Below are 19078 nucleotides of genomic sequence, written 5' to 3'. Positions count from 1 at the left end.
CGCTGGACTATCTGCCGCCGTGATTAGGTTCATTATTGCAGATCGGCTCAGGGCCCTTCCGCGGTACCGATGACGCGCACGTGCACCGTCTGAGGTTATGCCGTGCGAGTGCCGGCCCATCGAACGGACGGTCGGTGTGCCAAGAATTCCTCATACAGGTCTGGTGAACTCACCTTGAGTCGGTCTTCGAAAGAGTTCCATGCGTCCGCGTCCTCGATGCAAAGTTTCTCACCGTAGCCATCATGAAAGGCGACAATGTTCTGAACAATTTCACGGAAGTTCCAGCTCAAGAAGAGTTCCTGCTGTCCGCTCAGCTTCTTCGATGAGACCGGATCCAGTTCGTGCACGCGATAGGTGTTTTCTGCGCGCTGAATGGCCCAGTAAAGCCTGAACAAGGCAGCTATCGCGTCTTGCTTCGGGACCGCATCGAGGCCATTTCCGTAGAGCAACGTCCCGATAACGTCTCGGGCCGACGCGGCCTCGCCCGTTGTCAGGTCGTAGTGGATGCTTGCTATCGCCTGCCGTCGCTCGCGGGTCTTCAGTTGCCGAGAGATTACAAAGGCGACTGCTGCGGTCCCAAGCGCGCCGATCGACCCAATCAGAGTTGCCCAGCCTCCCGCTCGAACTAGGAACAAGTCGACTTCGATGACCGGCAATAACATCTCAATATGTTACCGCCACAGGCGCACTAGCTCGTCGGTCCCTCGAATCGCTGTAAGAATCAATTTCCCAGAACCGATGAATGTTTTTGCCTACAACGCGCGTGCCACTTTCGAGAGAACGTCGCTCCGCACTAGGGAACTCCCAATTGATCATCCGAATTGCCGAAGGGCATCTGCCGCAGGCGCGGCTGCTAGCCAAATGGTGATCATTGATCGCCAGTACTCGTGATCCGAGTTCCAGCTCAATGTGTGTTCTGCATCGAATGACTCGATATCGACGACGTCGGGGCGGAGCGTTCTGAGGCACGTTGAGAGTTCGAACGGCGACGACGTGTCGAGGGTTCCGTGAAGGATGAGCGTCGGTACGGTCAGTTCTTGGGAGCGCGCGATCCAATCGAAGCTGCGCAGATCGATGGGGTTGGCGAGACCCACTAGTCGAGCGAGCGGCCGAGACCCGAGCCAGGACACGGCCAGCGCGCCAGCCCAAGCGGGCATGCCCGCCCGCGCACAGTTCGCCTTGAGCGTCGCGACCCAATCAAGGATGGGCGAATCGAGCACCAGCCCGGTAACTATGTCGCGAAACTTGGCGTCGGCGGCGAGCTGCAGCGCGATGGCGGCGCCCATCGACCAGCCGAAGAGGATCACGCTTCTTGCGCCATTCTCGCGGGCGTAGTCTACGGCCGCTCGTACGTCATTGGCCTCAGCAGAACCGAGTTCGGACCTGCCGGCGCCGACCGTGGGGCCTTCGCCGTCATTCCGATACGTTACGACGAGCGAGGTCAACCCGGCCTCCGAGGCGACCTGCACACCACGCAGCGTTCCCGCGCGGGTGCTTCCGAGTCCGTGGATGTGAATGGCCCAAGTCGTCGACGGCGGGCCCTCGGGTGGGATGAGCCAGGCGGGCGCGGGGCCGACATCCGTTTGTATTTCGACATTTGTTGACTCGAGGCCGGCGTCGGCTGGGGTTTGAAAATAGATGCCGCTCCAGGATGCTCTCTGGCCGGCGGCTACAGCTGGCCCCGACTCCCCCACGACCTCGCGACCGACGAGACTCGGCCCGCGGTTCTCGACTCCGGGCGCCAGGCGAACCCAGCCGCCGTTTTCGAGGATGAGGCAGTAGTCGCCAGGAGAGGCGGTGGCTGGAGTGCGATCAAGGATGACGACTGGTCGATCCCCTGTATTCTCGACGCCTCGAATGGTGAGGTCGTACCGGCGACCACTTACCGGTGCAGTCAGCCGCCTTGCGATCACGAAGCCGAGCCCGCTGAGACCCACGCCAGCCGCCAGCGCCAGCGCCACGCCAGCCAGCGCCCAAAGAATTTTCATCGCTTCTGCAGCACTGAACTGGCCGTGGTCCGTGATGCGACCGGCGCCGGCCCAGACGAGGCACCGCCAAGTAGGTGACGCTCGGCGCGCTCGATGAGGTGCCGGTCTCGGTCATCTACCTGAAAAAACACCCGCGCATCAATGATCGCGTCGCGAATTTCGACGATCTGGCGGTGAATTAGCGTTTCGGGGTCGGTGCCCATTGACCCACAAGTATTTTGGCTAATGCCCGGTCGCGCCGCGGTCGCCGCTGCCCAGAGCGGCTGGAGCTCTGAGACAAGCATCCGCGTTGTCCGATCGCGTGATCGCGCCTGCAGAGCGCGGGCTGCGGGCTGTCCGGCGAAGCCCAGGCACAGCAGCACGAAGGTCATCAGGTGCAGCGGTTCGTAGGCGATGGCCACGGCTCCCATCAGATTGAGGTTGCCAGCCAGATGCGCGATATCCATGGTGATGACGACGATGCTCAACAGCACTCCGAGGATGCTTCCGACGAGGAGGGACGTCGGCGGCATCCGCTGAACGCCTGCGCTTTTGCGGAGTTGCCGGGCCGCGAGCCCGGCCATCGCGGAAAGCACGACGGCGTAGTACGTGAATTGGATCATGGAGTATGTGCCGGCACTGGGCTGGTCGCCCAGGTCGAGCATGAAGTTGGTCGTGGTGGTGCCGCCATCGATGAAGAGGAACGAGCCGACCGCCCCGATGATTGCAGCCGTGAGTACGATTCGACCGAGCGCGAACCGCTCTGCCCACGACTGCTGTTCGGAGGCTTTCAACACGCCGCGGCCGAGAAAGAACACGCCAATCATGAGTGCGAGGTCGGCCGGGAGGGTTGCGAGGTTGGTGCCGCCAGCGAGCCGGTCGAGCGGGCGGTAGACCTGGTCGGTGTTGAGGGTCATGGCGATGGCGATCGTGACTGCCGCGTAGCTGATGTTGCGCTCGGCGTGACCGCGGCGCAGGATCAGCAGGCTGGCCACGAGCAGCCACATGAGGGCGGAAACGAGGAGGGGAATCATCCGAAAATCTCTGCGAATCGAGAGGAGTTTCTCGTTGACCGTCTGATTGCCGCGGCGAAGATGTCGGCGAGGGTCTCGGCCTCTACTTCTTCGGCCGTATCTAGGTTTTGACGCCTGAGCAATCGCAGTCGTGTTTCTTCAGGGATGTCGGGGAGTAAGAAGTCGATGGCTTGGCCTTCTTCGTCGAATTTGTGACCGAGTATGATGTGGGCGAGCTCGTGCAGCACAAACTGCTGCCGATGCAGAACTGAGTCGCTGTGTGCGTGGAGAATCAGGTCTTGATGATCCGCTCCGAGCCAGACTGCGCACAGACCATCGTCGACCCCGAGTTCGGCAAGTTCGACTATTCGCAGCCGTCGTCCTCGGTTGCGCTCAACTGCCACAACGAGCTCGTCGAAGGTGAAGGTCTCGCCCAATGCGAGTTCGTCGACTGCCGTAGCCACACTCACTGTGTCGTTCACTGCCGCCTCAATTCCCTCCGGACGCGGGTGGGGTTTCGTCTGGCGGCCTCTGCGCGACTTCCGCATCCAAAAATTTGCTGATCGCCCGTAGAGCGTTGGGAGAGATATCCCCCATTGTACGTGCCGCATAAGACTTCACTCGGGCGGCACGCATGGCCCGGACGAGGTCGAGTTGGGCGCTGACCTTGGCCGGGGTCTCGGCGCTGGCTGCACCGGCGAGGAAGGCGGGGTCAACGTCGAAGTAGGCGGCGAGGCCTTCGAGGAGTGGTCGGTCTTGAACGTACCGATGGCCGTTCACGATATACGTCCACCGAGATCTCGAGAGGTTTGTTCCGCGCGTTTCAAGGAAAGCGGCGATCTGAGCGAACGTCGGCTCGTGGCCCGTCTCAGCTTCGGCAACGTCGAGCAGCAGTCGGAGGCGCTTCGCGAGATCCTCCGCGGCTGTCGTGCTCTCGTCGTCTGGCATGGGACTTCCTTGAGTTGATCAATGCTCAGGTCATTACGCATGCTCAATTTACTCTTTGAGCATGATCAAATCAATGGTTGCGCATGCTCAAATGTGGTGCTAAAACAGTCTCAGAATTTGAATTGAGCATGCTCAACACGGAGCTTCCTCGCCGAACGCCTAAGCGAAGCGAGTTACGCCTTCGTGTCATCGGGCCACGCCTGCGTGGCAGTCCTTCGGGAAGGTGATTGTTGTGAATTGGCACGTATGGCTCCGCGTTCGGAGTGTCTGATGAGCGTCGCTGAGGTGCTGGTGGCTACGAGCCAACTGCCGGTGCAAGGTGCCGCTCTTGCCTTCGCCAAGGCGGGGATTCCAGTGTTTCCGTGTGTGACGGATGGTAAGCATCCGCTCACGCCGGCGGGCTTTCACGATGCGAGCCGCGATGTCGACCAGGTGCGGGCGTGGTGGACGCGGTGGCCGGGTGCGAACATCGGGATGCCGACGGGCAGCACGTCGGGCATCGATGTAGTGGACATCGACGTGACCAAAACGGATGCCGGCTTCGCCGCGTTCGAGCGGGCCACGGCAGCGGGACTGGTCGACGGCGAGCTCGCTCGGGTGCGCACGCCGTCGGGAGGAATGCACGTGTACTTTGCCGCGATCTCAGATCGGCCGCAGCGCTGCTGGCAGGCGGCGAGCGCCCACATCGACTTTCGTGGGGACGGCGGCTATGTCATCGTGCCGCCTTCAACGCTGGCGACGGACACCGGTCGAGCCAGCTATCGTCTGTATTCGCTGTCGACGGCCGGCGCGCACCCAGTCGACGCCGTTGCGCTGCGCACCTTCATCGACCCGAGGCCGCCACGGACGGGCACGCGGGCAACAGCATCCACGGCGCCGGAGCCGAGCCGACTCGCGCAATGGGTAAGCAACCTGCAGGAAGGCGAGCGCAATAGCGGGCTGTTCTGGGCGGCCTGCCGACTCGTCGAGGCGGGCCTCGCGCCTGTGGACGTCGAGGCTGCACTCGGCCCGTCCGCGCAGACGGCCGGGCTCGACGAGCGCGAGATTCTCGCCACGATCAGCTCGGCGAGCCGTCGGGCCACGGCGGGTGCGCAAGCATTCGATCGCGCCGATCCGGTAGCCAGACGCGGCGATCCGCCCTGCCTGTCATGAATGGCCCTTTTCAGAACATCAACCCAAAGGAGATGAAGTGATGGATGTAGACGACTTCGATAAGTCACGCGGCGCGACCAGCGTCGATGCCGGTGGCGAGCGGCATCCGCTGCATGCCGTGCTGGAGGAGAAATCGCGCCTCTCAGCGCGCACGCGAGGCGGAACCTCGACCGCCAGGCAAGCGGCCACGACGGCCTCCCGCCCCGCCGTCACCTGGATTCGCGCGGCGGACCTGCTCAACCTCGGCGCTGGGCGCATCGCCGGCCGCGGTATCGATCTGCAGGCCAACGCCGTGCGGCAGGTTCGACGGGCACCCGTCACCGCCGCGCGTGCGATTCGCGCGCGGGCCGCCCGGCTGGCTCCCCTCTCCGAGTTCGGGTCGGTGCGAGACCGTGCACAGATCGGCCGCGACAGTTTCGGATGGGCGTGACCATGAGCATCCTGTTGAACACGGCAACTAACTCGACAGGAGATGGCGAGAGAATGACTTTTCGCGATTCCGAAGGCCTGCGCCGACTGCTCGCGCGCCTGCAAACGGATGGCGGCGCCCGCTGGCGCAGCGACGCCGAGGCCTCCGAGCTCATGCGGTTCACTGCCCAGCGTTACGCCGGGCTGGCGCGCAAGCACCACCTCGACCCGTGGGAGGCCGCCGCGGCCGCCTTCGACGCGATGCGGGCGCCCTCGACACTTCGGGCTGACGACCCGTGGGCCATCGTCACCCGAGCCGTGCAGGTGACCTGCATCGCCGAGGACCGCGCCCGCGGGCTGCTGTGCTCGGTGCACCAGGCGCGCCGGCCCCAGGTGTCGGTGTTTCACGATGCCGAACGGTTCAGCGATCGCGAGCACGCCCTGCCGGAATATCACCCCGCGTTCAGCGTCGACCCGGCCGACGCGGTTGCCGAGCCGGAGCCCCTGGTTGAGGTGTCTCTCGCGGTCGAGACTGCGATCTCGCTGTTCACCCTGCTGGGTTGGCCAGTCGACCGCGCCCGCGATGGCGTCGAATATGTGTGCAGCCGCTTAGCGGATGCCCCCTCGCGCCCGTCTGCCTTCGAGTCGCTGCGCCGCGACTACGCCGCCCGGGCTTTGCTCGACGTGTCCCAGCCGGCCTGGATGAGCATGCTGCGCACACTTCTTGGATCCAGCAATCCGTTGCACGCGCACACCTCCGCGGGGCGCGGCATCCTCTTGCGCTTGCTGGTCGGCGAGCCGCTGCACGCGCTGCTCGGGGACGACGACCTGGTCTCCGACATCGTTCTGAACTCGCCTCGGGTGTTCGCATGACCGTCACCCCGGGGCACATTGAGTTGGAGCGGTCGATCGACTCCATCCGGATCGGGTCGCGGCATCGCACCGATCTGGGTGACATCGCCGCGCTGGCTGCCTCGATCGAGCGCCAGGGGCTGTTGCAGCCGATCACGGTAACACCGGACGGCACTCTGATCTGCGGTGCTCGCCGGTTGGCGGCGCTGCGGCAGCTTGGCGTACGCAAGCTCCATGTCTGGGTTCGTGCGGGTATCTCCGATCAGCTGGCCCAGCTGCTCGCGGAACAGGACGACAACGCCCTGCACAAGGCCTTCGCCCCCACCGAGGCGGCCGCCCTGTATCGCGAGGTGAAGATGCTTCTCGCTGAGGACGCCCAGCGGCGGCAGGTCGCAACGCGCTTCGGCACGGAAAAGCCCAGATCAGACGGTGGTGCCACGGTGGCACAACCGCAGCCGATTGATCGCGTCCGCGCGCAAGCGGCCCTTCTCGTAACCGGGCGGCGCTCCTATACAACGCTAGAACGCATCGACCATCTGCAACGAATGGCGGACGACGAGAATCTCGACGAGACGCTGCGCAGTCGCGCGCGGGAGGAATTGGCGGTGATTCAGAACGGCGGATCGGTGTCGGCTGCACACGAAAGGGTTGCTGTCGAGGTCGACCGCGCGACGAATGCGGTGCCCGTTCGCTCGCTGGTTTCCGCTGTGCCGACCGCCGGGCGTTCCGCCGACCTCGAGCAGCTGGCCCGGGAGGCCCTCGCCCGGGCGAAGTCGGCGACGCGAGCAAAGAAGACCCGCCCCTTGGCTGTAGCCGACTCGAAGCTGCCCACGCGTTCTTTCGTCTTCCTCTGGAACGACCTGCGCGACTGGTGGCTCCGCTACGACGCCGCCGAGGTCGCCGCCGAACTCACCGACGACCAATGGCACCAATTCGATGCGACCCTCGCTGGCACGGTCGCCTTCTTCGAGCGGATGCGCACCCTCCGCGACTCCCCCACCGTCGCGCCCGTCTCCGCCACCGTTTCACACATTCGTTAGGAACCCACCATGCGTTTCTTTCGCCGCCGCCGTCTTGTCATCGCCATCGTGGGTGCTGGCATCGCGCTGATCGTGGTGGCAGTCATGGGGTTGGTTGGGCTGGTCCGCGGGCCGGCGAAGGCGGGCTCGCCGGAGCGGCCGGCGCCGACGGCATCCGCTTTGGCGGTAGTGCCGGCCGACCAGCCGCAGCCGGTGCTCGAAACGTCGAGTCCGGAGCTGTTTGCTCGCAGTGTGGCGCACGCGCTGTTTGATTGGGACACGCGGCAGGATGCTGGCCTCGCCGACTGGGCGCAGGTGCTGGTGGACGTGGCCGATGCGGAGGAAGCTGCCGCGGTGGCCGCCGATGTGCGCGACTACTTGCCGGGTGCCGAGATGTGGCAGCGTCTCGCTTCCTATGGCACGCGGCAGTGGCTCGACGTGGAGTCGGTGACCGTGCCGGCAACCTGGGCGACGGCGTTGGAGCAGGCGACGGCGGGGCAGATTCCGCCCGGTACCGCGGCGCTCACGGTCGTGGGAACTCGTCATCGAGTGGGAACGTTCAACACCGATGCGATGCGCACTGAGCGGCAGGTGTCGTTCACGGTGTTCGTCGTGTGCCCGGGCCAGGAGTCGTGCACGCTGCTGCGGCTGACGAAGCTCGACCATCCGCTGGAGTAGGCCTCACGATGAAGAAGCTCATCGGACTTGTATTGGTGCTGATGCTCGCTTGCCCGTTGGGTGGCTTGGTGGGTGTGGCCGCGCTGGTGACCACGATCGCGAGCTCGTGCGGGTCGCTGGTAGTCGGGACGATTCCGGACTCGCTCACCGCTCAGACTCTGGATGGCCGATCGGTCATTTTGGATCAGCGACAGCTGACCCATGCGGGAACGATCATCACGGTGGGCGGGCAGACGGCCAACGTCGGGCACGCGCGAGTGGTCGTGGCGTTGATGGCCGCGCTTACGGAGTCGACGCTGCGCCAGTTGGCAAACACCAGCGCGTATCCGGAATCTGCTTCTTACCCTCACGACGGGGTCGGCTCCGATCATGACTCGCTGGGGCTGTTTCAGATGCGGCCGTCGTCGGGATGGGGAACGGTCGCTGAGTTGATGGACCCGGAGTACCAGGCGCGGGCGTTCTTCGGCGGTGTGTCGGGGCCGAACGCTGGGTCGCCGCGCGGGCTGCTCGACGTTGCGGGCTGGCAGTTGCTGGAGCCTGGCGCGGCGGCGCAGGCCGTTGAGGTCAGTGCCTATCCGGATCGGTACGCGAACTTTGAGCCGGTTGCAGAGGCGATTTTGGTTGCGCTGACTCGTTCTTCAATCCTTGTCGAGTCATCGCGGGTCGTTTTTCCGCTTCCGGCGGGCTCCTATACGAACACCGACAGCTTTGGGTGGCGTATCGATCCGTACACGGGCGAGCGGCGTTTTCATGCGGGCAGTGATCTCGCGGCGCCGCTCGGTACGCCGATCATGGCGATCGCCGACGGCGTCGTGAGCTTCGCCGGGCAACGCGGCACCTACGGCGGGCTGATCACCATCGAGCACACCATAGGTGGCGAGCGAGTCACCTCGTATTACGCGCACATGTACGACCAGGGCATGCACGTCGCGGTCGGCGACAGCGTGGTCGCCGGCCAGCACATCGGCGACGTCGGGTCTGCAGGCAAGTCGACCGGGCCGCACCTGCATCTCGAGATACACCCGGGCGGATCTGGTCAACCAGCCGTCAACGCGGTGGATTGGCTCGGCGCCCACGGAGCCGCCGACCTGACCGCAGCAACAAGCGGATGCCCGGTGGCGTGATGGATGTGTTTCCTGACTTCGGCGCTGTCGGCGGCGCTTCAGAGTTGAAAAGCATCGTCGGCGCGCTGCTGACGTTCGTGCTGATCATCGCGGTATTCATGATGATCATCAGCGGGGTGACGTGGGCGCTCGCTTCGGCGAGCGGAAACTTCCAGACCGCTACTCGGGCTCGGGTTGGGCTATGGGTCGCCTGTGGTGCAGCAGCACTTGCGGGCGCTGGCGTCGCCTGGGTGAACTTCTTACTGGACGTTGGCTCTACGCTCTGATCAAATGCTCCGCCCATGGGCCGCGCTGCTCCAATGACATCGGTGAGACCCTGCCGGGATGGTCAGCAAAGTCGCTATCGGTTCCCTGGGCAACCGGTTAGCGAAAGCAGGAGCTCGCCCGACGATCAATAGCGCCAATACTCACGGACCAAATCGTTTGTTCCCGCGCACTTGACCATCCGTCGCGTAACGCAAGAGATATCGACTTCCATCGTTATTCTTGATCTAAAGCCGTAGGTGGTCAGCTCTGTCTACTCAAGGGGCGGCGAGATGTGGAGTCTTCATTGTCGAACGATACGATCTTTCTGTTCTTGCACGGCGTCGGAAAGGGCGATCATGACGACACATGGAAAGTCGATTTCTCTGCAGCCCTGACCCGCCTCGGGTACCCCGATTTGGACACGGTGCGAGTGATCGCACCGAAATACGCGCACGCGCTGGTTGGCTGGGACGATAAAGAGTCGCTTCCGGGCGTGACGATCAAACAGCCGCCTCGCGAGGCTGCCAAGAAGAACCGCCGAGACTTCGAAAACCGCATCGGTGCAGTGGAGTTCAGACTTGGGCGTCCCGACCGAGGTACTGGCCTAGTCGGTGCTAATGCCGCAGTCGGAGTCGGACTTTCTTTCGTCAAGCAAGCGCAAAACTACCTCAAGAATCCTCAGATTCGTGCCCAAGTGCTGAACCGCATCCTCTCGAAACTGCCCGAGTCAGGGAGGCTTGTCATTGTGGGTCATAGCCTCGGCTCCGTGATCGCCGCCGATCTCCTGCGTCGCCTCCCTGTCGGCCTTGAGGTTGCCGGCATGGTGACCATTGGGAGTCCGTTGGCGAACGGAGGATTCGACGTGGACAAGCTACGGGAGGCGTTGAACGAGCCACCGACGAACCTCGGCTGGTGGGTGAACTTCTGGAATGCGCCGGATCCGGTGGCTGCACACAGGGGTGTTTCAGCCGTCTTCCCGTGGATGATCGATTTCCGAATTAACACCAAGGCCGTGGGCCGCCGAGCCCACGTTGCGGCGGAGTACCTCTCCAACGAGGCGGTGGCCGCAGCCATTGGCTTCGCGCTTTTCGGATCTAGGTCAAAAGAGCTCGCGAGAATCGACAAGGGTCTCGACATTCCAGTGGACGCTACAGAACGCATAGCTATTGTTGCGCTTCGGTACGCGCACCTTATGAAGATGAGCTTGATAGGTGATCAGCGAGATCGTTTCGCTGGCGCACTTCGACAAGTACAAGCTGCCGTCGTCGACGACATCAGAAGTCGAAATGACTTCGAGGAAAGCGAAGGCAGAGGGCGCAGAGGGATGCCGTATGCGGTGGCACGCCTCGCATTCGATTTGTCTGACCCGGACGCGATTGTTCCCGAGCCGCTCCCGAGCGATCATCTATCAAAAGATGATGCCGTACTCCTGTTGACTATCCTTGCTGCAGAGAACGTCATCCGACCCTTCGAGATCACCATCCCGAAAGACAAGTGGCAAGACGCCATGAAGGACCTCACCGCCGAGATGGGGTTAGGGAGCCAGTATGGCGCCGACGTATTCGCGGCCGCGAAACGCGCACAGGAGAAACTGAGAAGTGGTCCTGGAGTGAACTGGCTGAAGTGGGGGGCACTTGGTGCCGGTGCTGCCCTCATTATCGTGGCGACTGGCGGCCTAGCGCTTGCGGCTGCTCCCGGTCTCGTGGGAGCCGCGGTGATCACCAGCGCGTTGGCGACTTTTGGACCCGGCGGGATGATGGGTGGTCTGCTGGCGGCCGGCACACTCCTCACGGCCGGTGGCAGCGGCATCGCACTCGGCCTTGCCAGCCCCGGAACTACCGCAGAAACCCTCGAAGCGGTTGTTGAACGCCAACTAACTGCGGTAATTTTGCGGCAGAGTCAGAACCTCGAGCAGGATCCAAGTGTCTGGAGAGTCCTGGTGGAGACAGAGATCGAGGTCCGGCGACAATATGAGCGGCTCGACGAGTTCTCGGACGAATCATCACCGTCATTAAAAGAACTGAAGCGAAAGATCGGAACTATCGAACGTGCGCTGAAATACCTGAGAGAAAACGGACTCGAGCCCCACATCGCTCTTGACGCTCTGGACGAGACGGAATAAAAGAGGACGGGCAGCAACGAATTAGCCAGGGGACTGGCAAACGAATGCATAGGACTGGACGTCGAACCGTTCGCATCTTGACTCAAGCCTGTCAGTTCGAAGCAAGAGTCTAGTCAGTGCGCGCAAATTTCAAAACTTCGGCGCCTTACCCTGCCGAGTTCACTTTGTTGTCTCAGGTACAGAGACCATCCGGGCGATTACAACTCGGTAGGTCAATGAAATCGACGAGGTCGAGGAACGCGGGTCCGGCGACTTCTCGCATGCCTTTGGTCGTGCGCTTTGGGCTAATCTCGCGCTTGGCTGTTCGGGCTTCTGGCGACAGAAAAGAAACGCCACTATGCTCCGAACATGCCCTCCCTCCCATCGCCTCAACCGCTGTGGAGCCAGATTGCTGACAGCCTCGATGCCATGATCGCCGGGCCTACTCCGGACCAGGTCAGGGTTGCAGGTGCCCTCGGCATTCCACTGAGCCGAGACCTGCCCGCTCCGGTCGCGGCCGTCGTCATCCGTGACAGCCTAAAATCTGTCCTCTTTCAGGGTGTAGGAGGGGAAGGGGATCTGCCTGAGGCACTCACCGATCTGGAAGATAGCCTCAACATATCTCCTTCCGCGCACCTAATCACCGGTTCGCGCGCCGAGGTGAGCGCATGGTTCAGCGCGCGCTACATGGTGATGACTTCCCGTGGCCTCCGTGCGCTGAGGCCAGAACCTGGCGACGTAGTTTCTGGGCAGTCCGGAGCGATGGGGAATCGTGTCATCTCAACAATTAGCGATGATGGACACATCAATCTAAAGGGGCGGCCGACCGCTAGGGTCTGGCCCAATCATCTGGTCTCGATTGCTCGAGTGGGAACCCCCGAGCACTCCGAAGCGGTGAGTCAGGTTGACGCACAATTACGCAACGCCGCGAATTACGCGTCTGCAAGCTTTGGGCACTTTTCGCCCCTCACGGAATACGCACTTGAGAATTACATACCTGCGCCCGAAGCTATCCGCGCACTCGAGGAACTCTTGGAGTCGGGAGAACGCCTCGAGCAACCGTTCCAGAATTTGCTCGCGCTCTACCCTTCATTGCTTTCATCCATTGTGATCGGTAATTGGAAGACTTTCGTTATTCCTCAACCCCGCTTGGGCGCCGAGCATGTTCCAGACTTTCTCGTACTGGGATTCAACAGTCTTGGTCCCCATTGGGTCACCGTGGAAATCGAGGCAGCGCGCCACAAGATTCTCAATCAGAGCGGCCGGCTATCTGGCCCCACCAATCATGCGGTGCAGCAGATTCAGGACTGGCGCGAGTGGCTAACGGACCACGTCGCGTACGCCCAGACGGAACATCATTTTCACGGACTAACAAATCGGGCACCCGGCCTCGTCATAATCGGCCGGGACACACCATCGCCTATACGACAGGCCGCCCGTGCACAATCAGAGGAGGACGCGCGCATAGCAATCCATTCGTGGGACTGGTTGCTCAGAAATGCTCGAGCCCGTGCACAAAATCCACTGACACCATCGGATTTCGCACTTAAGAATCTCGCGAATCATTCGACTCTGAACCCATCTAAGTCCCCCTCTATTCGAAGCACACCGGATGAAGTCATGGACGACGAGTTTGAGGAACTCGAAATAGACGATCTCTTGTCTGGCTAGTGATTCTGGTAGAAGTCGGCTGAATTCTGACGCTACCGTGGATGCATTTCCGCGTCCGTCGCACCGAGGCTCCCCATAGTGGCCTACTCCGGAGATTCACATCGCCCTTCGTTCGGGCCGAAATCTCAAGTGCTTGCCATCCACCGTCTCCGGGATGCCGTGCGCTCCTCCCTGTCGTACCCACCAAACGACACAGGGAGCCACCGATGATCGACATCAACCCGAACGGCACGGGACTTCCCGGCATCGAGCAGCTGCGCGTCATCGTCGGCGCGGTCATGACCATCGGCCTCGTGCTGAGCGTGCTCGCCCTCATCGTCGCGGCGATCGTCTGGGGATTCGGCGCCAACTCGTCCAACCCGCACCTCGCCTCTCGCGGCAAGACCGGCGTCATGGTGGCCTGCGGCGCAGCGATCATCTGCGGCGCCGCCGTCACCCTGGTCAACTTCTTCTGGAATGTGGGCCAGTCCGTCTGACCCTGCGATTGCGACGCGAGGCTACCGATGAGCGTGTGCGATGTACCGGTCGTAGCGGATGTCTGCACCGGCGTCGGCGACGTCGCATCCTCTGTCGTTGCAGCGCCGTTCGACTGGCTGGCCAGCGCGATGGGATCCACCGCCGCCTGGCTCTTCGAATCCGTCTGGGCCGCGTTCGACACGACCACCCTCGTCGACCTCACCGACCCGACCTACATCGATGTCTACAACGTGCTCTTCGGCCTCGCCGTCTTCGTCACCCTGATCTTCTTCTGCCTGCAACTCATCACCGGCCTCGTGCACCGCGACCCGACCGCGCTCTCCCGCGCCGCGATCGGCGTCGCCAAATCGGTCCTCGGATCCTTCGTCATCATCACCATCACCGGCCTACTCCTCGAAATCACCGATCAGCTCTCCATCGGCATCGTGCAAGCCAGCGGCAACACCATGGAAGGCATGGGCCACCGCATCGCGCTCCTCGCCGTGGGCCTCACCGCGATCAGCCCCGGCGCACCCGGCGTCGGCGCGATACTGACGATCTTCCTCGCCGGCCTCGCCATCAGCGGCGCGGCCATCGTCTGGTTCTCCCTCCTCATCCGCAAAGCACTGCTGCTCGTAGCCATCGTCTTCGGACCAATCGCTCTCGCCGGCGCCACCTGGGACGCCACCAAGGGCTGGTTCTCCAAATGGGTCGCATTCGTCATCGCGCTCATCCTCTCCAAGCTCGTACTCGTCGTAATCTTTCTGGTCGCCGTCGCGCAGGTCGCGGCCCCGATCGATGCGGATCTGGCCTCCGTCAGCGACCCCATCGCCGGCATCGTGCTGATGTTCATCGCCGCCTTCGCGCCCTACATCACCTACAAGTTCCTCAACTTCGTCGGCCTGGACATGTACCACGCCATGTCCAGCGAGCAGGAGGCCAAGTCGGCACTGAACCGGCCGGTGCCAGTGCCGAGCGCACCGATGATGAGCAGCGCGCAGAAGGTTTTGGGTGCGGGCGGCAGCGGTCGAGCGACACAGTCTGGCCCTGCATCAGCGGCACCGTCTAGCAGTGGCGGACCGGGTCCCACGTCGTCGGCGGCCGGATACTCGAGTGCTGGCGCATCTGCCAACGCCGGTGCCGGCTCGAGCGCCGGAGCAGGCGGCGCAGCAATCGGAGCTGGCGCCGGCGTAGCCACCGCCGGAGTCGCGGCCGGAGCCGCCGTCATCAGCGCCACGGCCCGGGCCGGCCCAAAGATCGGCAACGCGGTTGCCCAGAAAGCGGATGCCCACACCCAATCCGCAGGCAACGCCAGCGCCCCGAGCGCGCCGGCATCCAAGCAGACGCGACCACCGGCATCCGCTTCACCGCAAGAACTGCCAGCCGGACGAAAGGTCAAGGACGCGTAGCCATGGACACCGACACGAACCGACCCGACTACCGCCTCCCCCCTGTGCAGTTCTCGCGACTAACCAAGCGCGGCGTCCTGCTGGGTCTGTCGGTGCCGCAACTGATCGCCCTGTCGATCGGCACGCTCACCATCGTCACCGCGCTCTACACCGCTGGTGCCACCGGCGTCGCGTGGACGAGCCCGCTTTGGGGTACCGCGGCGGTGATCGCCAGCATCCCAGTCGGCGGGCGCAAAATCGTCGAGTGGATGCCGGTCGTCACCCGGTGGGCGTGGCGTTCGGGCTATGAGCAGCTGACCTACCGGCGCCGCATCATCCGCCCGCGCCCGGTGGGAACCCTGTCGCTACCGGGCGATGCGGCCGCCCTGCGCGAGTGGAACGACCCCGAATCCGGGGCGGTCATGATCCACGACCCGCATGCGCAAACCCTCACCGCCGTCGTCGCGGTGTCGCACCCGGCGTTCGCGCTGCTCGACCCGGACGAGCAACATCGGCGCGTGGTCGGGTGGGGCCGCGTGCTCGCTGGGGCCTGCCGATCGGGGCGGATCGCGCGGCTGCAGGTGTCCGAGCGCACGCTGCCCGATTCCGGCACCGGACTGGCCGAGTGGTGGGAGCGGCACGGCATCAACGACGATAGCTGGGCCGCGACCACCTACCGCGACCTGATCGAGCGGGCCGGACCCGCCGGGGAACGCCATGCCACGACGATCGCCCTCTCCCTCGATCTCAGCGCGGCGAGTCGCCAGGTGCGCACGCAGGGTGGCGGCATGCGCGGTGCGGCAACGGTACTGCGCCAGGAAATGACCGCCCTGACCGGGGCCCTGCGAGCAGCGGACCTGACCGTCGGCGGCTGGCTTACCGCCGACGAACTCGCAGTCATCCTGCGCACGGCATACGACCCGGCCGTCGGTGTCGACCTGGAGCGGCATCCGTTGGTTGGGCGGTCGCTGGCCGCTGCTGGGCCGGTCGCGGTCGCGGAGAGCTGGGATCGCCTGCGCACCGACAGTGCGTTTCACGCGGTGTTGTGGATCAGCGAATGGCCCAGGTCGCAGGTGTTCCCCGGGTTTCTGTCGCCGCTCGTGTTCACGAACGGCATCCTGCGCACGGTGTCGCTGCATTATCTGCCCGTGCGCGCCGACCAGGCCGCGCGCGACCTGCGCAAGAAGAAGACCGAGTTGATGAGCGACGCCCACCAACGCACCCGCATAGGTCAAATAGAGGATGCAAGTGCCACCGCCGAATACGACGACCTACTGCACCAAGAGGCCGACCTCACCGCCGGGCACGGCGTGCTGCGCACAACGGGGCTCATCTGCGTGACCGCGCCGACCGTGGACGAGCTCGATGCCGCTGTGGCGTCGATCGAGCAGGCCGCCATCCAGGCATCGTGCGAGACGCGCCGGCTTGTGGGCCAGCAGGCGCAGGCGTTTACGGCGGCGGCGCTTCCGTTGTGCCGGAGCGTCTGAAGGGCGGCCTTCATTTGCGTTTGTCCGCTCCCGACCGCCCTAGCTGTGATGTCCCGGGCTTGTCCGCTTGGAGAAATACACACGACGAAAACCCTCTTCGACCTTTCGATGCGTCTCCTCGAAGCCGTGGCGCGCATAGAAGGCCAAGTTTTCGACAATGGCCTCGTTTGTATAGAGGCGCACCTCCTCCCGACCGGTGGTGCGCGCTATACGCTCGGCTTCACCGAGCAATGTCGTCCCCAGACCCGATCCTTGTACGTCAGGTGACACGGCGATGTTCTCGATTAGGAGCGCATGCGCCTCGAGATGCGTGACGAGCATCCCCACCAACTCATGCTCTTGCCACACGAGTAAGGCCTCGCCTGATGCCGCAATCGCCCCATAGTCGGCTCCCATCGGGGCCGGTTCTTTACCAATTCGATCGACATAGAGGGCGTATGACCTAAGGGCGAGTTGACGCATCGCGTCACCGTCGCCGAGACGTGCGTCAGCGAACAGAAGCGTTTGATCGTTGCGTCGCACCATGCCACTAGTGGAACACACGATCGGGTCTTCAACCACCCCGGTCAAATTCAGTTCATCTTAAGTTTTACCGTTCGTGCTGTCGCGGTCGTTGTTGCGGGTGAGCCGCGCACACCTGCTCTGCAGAGCACACCGATTGGAGCCACCATGTTCGACGAACCATCTCGATGGATCAGTGTCGTCTTCCTGCAAGGAGCTGAGGCTGATGCGGTGCTCGGCCTGATCGACCGAAACGGAGCATCCGCTGCCTTCGATTACCTGCAGCCACGGGACCGCGGCGATGCCACGACCGATGCCGCCCTCGAGAATGGGTACGTCTACGACCGCATCCCGGCCGGCCGCACCGACCACATCATCGAGCATGACGGCTCTCCGTACGCTCTGACCTACAGCAGGACGTACCGGTACGTTTCGCTATTGCGGTGGCATCCACTTGAATCTGAAATGCAGTCGGCACGCCCGGCTCCCCATCGAGACGACATCTGGGCCGCCCCACGGTCAACCCGCCAGGCTGAGCGCACGGTCACCCTGTGAAAGACACCGCAGTCACCGAGCGGATGCACACGGCCGCGCTGGTCGAACCGCGCGGCGAGCTGCGCCGCGACCGTCGCGCCCGCCGACGCGAGGCAGCCAGAATCGAAGCGGATGCGCAGAAGGCCACGACTCTCGCCGCTCGAACGCGCTGGCAGGCTGAGCGGGAGGAAGCGCGGTCGGGCTCGTACCTGCCCAAATCCGGCGAGGCCGGTCCCGCGCAGCTGCAGACGCCTGGACGACTAAAACTTCCCAAGCACCAGGACACCACCGCGACGCTGTCAGGTCACTACCCGTTTCTGGCTGAGGCCGGACTGGGCTCGGCCGGCGTGTTCGTCGGGCAGGACCTCTACTCGGGCGGCTCTTTCGTCTACGACCCCTGGGTGCTCTACCAACAGGGAATGATCACCGCGCCGAACATCGTGCTGGCTGGCATCGTCGGCTCGGGCAAGTCGTCGCTGGCGAAGTCGCTCTACACCCGCTCGCTCCCCTTCGGTCGACGCGTCTACGTGCCGGGCGACCCGAAGGGCGAGCACACCGCCGTAGCCGAGGCCGTCGGCGGCAAGGCGATCATCCTCGGCCACGGCCTCCGCAACCGACTCAACCCACTTGACGAAGGCCATCGGGCAGCATCCGTCTCGGATGCCGAGTGGTCGGCGCAGCTGGCCGCCCGGCGGCGCGACCTGATCGGTGCCCTCGCCGAAACCGTGCTCGATCGACCGCTCAGCCCGCTCGAGCACACGGCCATCGACCTGGCCCTAGCCGATGCCGTGCGCAGCGCCGAGGTGCCCATTTTGCCGATGGTGGTGGATCGCATCCTCTCCCCCAACCCCGAGGACGACGAGGGTCGCCTCGCCGCCGACGGCCGCCTCGTCGGCCACGCGCTGCGCCGCCTGGTCGCCGGTGACCTCGCCGGACTCTTCGACGGACCCTCCACCGTGCGCTTCGACCCGACGCTGCCGATGGTCTCGCTCGACCTGTCGCGGGTGGCCGAGAACTCGACGCTCATCTCGGTGCTGATGACATGCTCGTCGGCGTGGATGGAATCCGCCCTCGCCGACCCCGCCGGCGGCCAGCGCTGGGTCATCTACGACGAGGCCTGGCGGCTCATGGCGTATCCGGCGCTGCTTCGCCGAATGGATGCCCAGTGGCGGCTCGCCCGCCACTTCGGCATCGCCAACATGCTCATCTTCCACAAGCTCAGCGACCTCGACAACGTCGGCGACTCCGGATCCGCCATGCGCGCGCTCGCGTCATCGCTACTGGCCAACGCGGAAACCCGCATCGTCTACCGGCAGGAGCCGGACCAGCTCGGATCCACGGCAAGCGCACTCGGCCTGAGCCGCACCGAGCAAAAACTGCTGCCCGCGCTCGGCACCGGTCAGGGCTTGTGGCGGGTCAAGGATCGCAGCTTCGTCGTGCAGCACCAGCTGCACCCGGACGAGCTCGCGGCCTTTGATACGACGGCGCGAATGACCTCTGGGCAATAGCCGCGCACCTTATATTGTTGGGAGG

Annotated in this window: 20 protein-coding genes; 14 read left to right on the top strand and 6 right to left on the bottom strand. The window is 63.8% G+C overall.

The genetic code is table 11. The annotated features are described in order from the left end of the window. Positions 1–95: 95 nt before the first annotated feature. From CXY78_RS19815 to CXY78_RS19795, 5 genes are all read right to left on the bottom strand, one after another. A complete protein-coding gene (locus tag CXY78_RS19815; RefSeq protein WP_104090837.1) occupies positions 96–662 on the bottom strand; it encodes a hypothetical protein in 567 nt (188 codons plus the stop codon). Positions 663–812: 150 nt separating this feature from the next. Further along, positions 813–1988 carry a S9 family peptidase gene (locus tag CXY78_RS19810; RefSeq protein WP_104090835.1) on the bottom strand — a complete coding sequence of 392 codons (1176 nt, stop codon included), beginning with the start codon at positions 1986–1988 and terminating at the stop codon, positions 813–815. Next, positions 1985–3001: a DUF6545 domain-containing protein gene (locus tag CXY78_RS19805; RefSeq protein WP_199182647.1), complete on the bottom strand. Its 1017-nt coding sequence runs from the start codon at positions 2999–3001 to the stop codon at positions 1985–1987. Before CXY78_RS19805 ends, CXY78_RS19810 begins: the two co-directional genes overlap by 4 nt. Next, positions 2998–3462: an ImmA/IrrE family metallo-endopeptidase gene (locus CXY78_RS19800; protein ID WP_104090834.1), complete on the bottom strand. Its 465-nt coding sequence runs from the start codon at positions 3460–3462 to the stop codon at positions 2998–3000. Before CXY78_RS19800 ends, CXY78_RS19805 begins: the two co-directional genes overlap by 4 nt. A 7-nt stretch (positions 3463–3469) precedes the next feature. Further along, positions 3470–3928, bottom strand: a complete 459-nt coding sequence (locus CXY78_RS19795; RefSeq protein ID WP_104090832.1) for a hypothetical protein — start codon at positions 3926–3928, stop codon at positions 3470–3472. Positions 3929–4198: 270 nt separating this feature from the next. Between CXY78_RS19795 and CXY78_RS19790 the strand changes: the two genes are divergently transcribed. The 12 genes from CXY78_RS19790 (at position 4199) to CXY78_RS19735 (ending at position 16510) form a co-directional block, all read left to right on the top strand. Then, a complete protein-coding gene (locus CXY78_RS19790; protein WP_158253360.1) occupies positions 4199–5080 on the top strand; it encodes a bifunctional DNA primase/polymerase in 882 nt (293 codons plus the stop codon). Between the two features lie 37 nt (positions 5081–5117). Further along, on the top strand, positions 5118–5510 hold the full coding sequence (locus tag CXY78_RS19785) for a hypothetical protein (RefSeq protein WP_158253359.1): 393 nt from the start codon (positions 5118–5120) through the stop codon (positions 5508–5510). Positions 5511–5563: 53 nt separating this feature from the next. After that, positions 5564–6361: a hypothetical protein gene (locus CXY78_RS19780; protein ID WP_104090828.1), complete on the top strand. Its 798-nt coding sequence runs from the start codon at positions 5564–5566 to the stop codon at positions 6359–6361. Continuing rightward, positions 6358–7380, top strand: a complete 1023-nt coding sequence (locus CXY78_RS19775) for a ParB N-terminal domain-containing protein (RefSeq protein WP_104090826.1) — start codon at positions 6358–6360, stop codon at positions 7378–7380. Before CXY78_RS19780 ends, CXY78_RS19775 begins: the two co-directional genes overlap by 4 nt. Before the next feature lie 9 nt (positions 7381–7389). Next, entirely contained in the window at positions 7390–8037 is a 648-nt protein-coding gene (locus CXY78_RS19770) for a hypothetical protein (protein ID WP_104090825.1), read from the top strand. Positions 8038–8045: 8 nt separating this feature from the next. Next, positions 8046–9161: a M23 family metallopeptidase gene (locus CXY78_RS19765; RefSeq protein WP_104090823.1), complete on the top strand. Its 1116-nt coding sequence runs from the start codon at positions 8046–8048 to the stop codon at positions 9159–9161. Beyond that, positions 9161–9427, top strand: coding sequence for a DUF6112 family protein (locus CXY78_RS19760; protein WP_104091037.1), 267 nt, complete (start codon positions 9161–9163; stop codon positions 9425–9427). The genes CXY78_RS19765 and CXY78_RS19760 overlap by 1 nt, the downstream gene beginning before the upstream one ends. A gap of 284 nt (positions 9428–9711) precedes the next feature. Continuing rightward, positions 9712–11529 (top strand): alpha/beta hydrolase, encoded by a 1818-nt coding sequence (locus tag CXY78_RS19755; protein WP_104090822.1) that lies wholly within the window; start codon positions 9712–9714, stop codon positions 11527–11529. 348 nt (positions 11530–11877) lie between these two features. Further along, positions 11878–13179 (top strand): Shedu anti-phage system protein SduA domain-containing protein, encoded by a 1302-nt coding sequence (locus tag CXY78_RS19750; RefSeq protein WP_104090820.1) that lies wholly within the window; start codon positions 11878–11880, stop codon positions 13177–13179. 206 nt (positions 13180–13385) lie between these two features. Beyond that, positions 13386–13655 (top strand): DUF6112 family protein, encoded by a 270-nt coding sequence (locus CXY78_RS19745; RefSeq protein ID WP_104090819.1) that lies wholly within the window; start codon positions 13386–13388, stop codon positions 13653–13655. Between the two features lie 27 nt (positions 13656–13682). After that, a complete protein-coding gene (locus CXY78_RS19740; protein WP_104090817.1) occupies positions 13683–15044 on the top strand; it encodes a conjugal transfer protein TrbL in 1362 nt (453 codons plus the stop codon). Between the two features lie 2 nt (positions 15045–15046). Further along, positions 15047–16510 carry an SCO6880 family protein gene (locus tag CXY78_RS19735; RefSeq protein ID WP_104090816.1) on the top strand — a complete coding sequence of 488 codons (1464 nt, stop codon included), beginning with the start codon at positions 15047–15049 and terminating at the stop codon, positions 16508–16510. Positions 16511–16549: 39 nt separating this feature from the next. On the opposite strand, the gene CXY78_RS19730 is transcribed toward CXY78_RS19735, so the two are convergent. After that, complete coding sequence (locus CXY78_RS19730; protein WP_104090814.1) at positions 16550–17035, bottom strand: N-acetyltransferase; 486 nt, start codon at positions 17033–17035, stop codon at positions 16550–16552. A gap of 144 nt (positions 17036–17179) precedes the next feature. On the opposite strand from CXY78_RS19730, the gene CXY78_RS19725 reads away from it, so the two are divergent. Together CXY78_RS19725 and CXY78_RS19720 are read left to right on the top strand one after the other, a co-directional pair. Next, on the top strand, positions 17180–17566 hold the full coding sequence (locus CXY78_RS19725; protein WP_104090813.1) for a hypothetical protein: 387 nt from the start codon (positions 17180–17182) through the stop codon (positions 17564–17566). A gap of 23 nt (positions 17567–17589) precedes the next feature. After that, positions 17590–19053 carry an ATP-binding protein gene (locus tag CXY78_RS19720; protein WP_104090811.1) on the top strand — a complete coding sequence of 488 codons (1464 nt, stop codon included), beginning with the start codon at positions 17590–17592 and terminating at the stop codon, positions 19051–19053. Positions 19054–19078: the final 25 nt, after the last annotated feature.

Source organism: Cryobacterium sp. N19, from assembly GCF_002929595.1.
GTDB lineage: Bacteria > Actinomycetota > Actinomycetes > Actinomycetales > Microbacteriaceae > Cryobacterium > Cryobacterium flavum.
The sequence above is the reverse complement of the archived record's forward strand: the minus strand, read 5'-3'. Positions and strand labels throughout refer to the sequence as shown.